1 protein-coding gene is annotated in these 920 nt (G+C 71.7%); it reads left to right on the forward strand.

Translation table 11 applies throughout. The features are described 5' to 3' along the window. Positions 1 to 51 precede the first annotated feature (51 nt). Positions 52 to 920 (forward strand): DDE-type integrase/transposase/recombinase (locus HUW62_RS47425; protein ID WP_176438212.1); only part of this gene is annotated, 869 nt, incomplete at its 3' end.

Raw genomic sequence — 920 nt, forward strand, 5'->3', positions numbered from 1 at the left:
CTCCCAAGAGGCCCATGCCGGGATGAGGGGGGGACGGGAAGTCCGCGCGAAATGAAGAGCCTCACCCCGAAGTCCCACGCCGAGGCGGTGGCGGTGTTTCGCCACGGAGTCATCGGCGTCCTCACCCAGGCGCAGATGGACCGAGGCCAGCTCGCCTCGGCGCTCGAGGCCCTCGCCCAGCAGCGCTTCGTGCCGCCGGGCGCCAAGGCGAGCCACTGCTACTCGGCGGCCACGCTCGAGCGCTGGTACTACGCGTACAAGAAGCGCGGCCTCTCAGGCCTCGCCCCGCGCGGCCGCAGCGACAAGGGCCGCGCCCAGCAGCTCTCGGCGGCCCAGCGCGAGCTGCTGCTCGACATCCGGCGGGAGTACCCGTCCGCGTCCGTGACGCTCATCCTTCGCACGCTCGTCACCGATGGCCGGCTGGAGAAGGACGCCGTCTCGGCGACGACGGTGCGCCGCCTCTTCGCGCAAGCAGGACTTGACCGCGTCGGGATGCGCGACGGCAGCGGCACGAAGACGCGCCTGCGCTGGCAGGCCGAGCGCCCCATGGCCCTGTGGCACGCGGACGTGTGTCATGGGCCTGGACTCACCGTCGGGGGCAAGTCGCTGCCCTTGCGCATCCACGCGCTGCTGGACGACGCGAGTCGGTACGTCGTGGCGCTGGAGGCCCACCACACCGAGCGGGAGGTGGACATGCTGGGCCTCATGGTGCGCGCCCTGCGCAAGCACGGTCCGCCGGACGCTCTCTACCTGGACAATGGCGCCACGTACCGGGGCGAGACGCTCGCCACTGCGTGCGCTCGCATCGGCACATCACTCTTGCACGCCAGGCCCTATGACGCCCCCGCCCGCGGGAAGATGGAGCGCTTCTGGCGCACGCTGCGCGAGGGCTGCCTCGACTTCCTCGGGCCCGTCGCCTC

This window comes from Myxococcus sp. AM011 (assembly GCF_013372595.1).
Taxonomy (GTDB): Bacteria; Myxococcota; Myxococcia; order Myxococcales; family Myxococcaceae; genus Myxococcus; species Myxococcus eversor.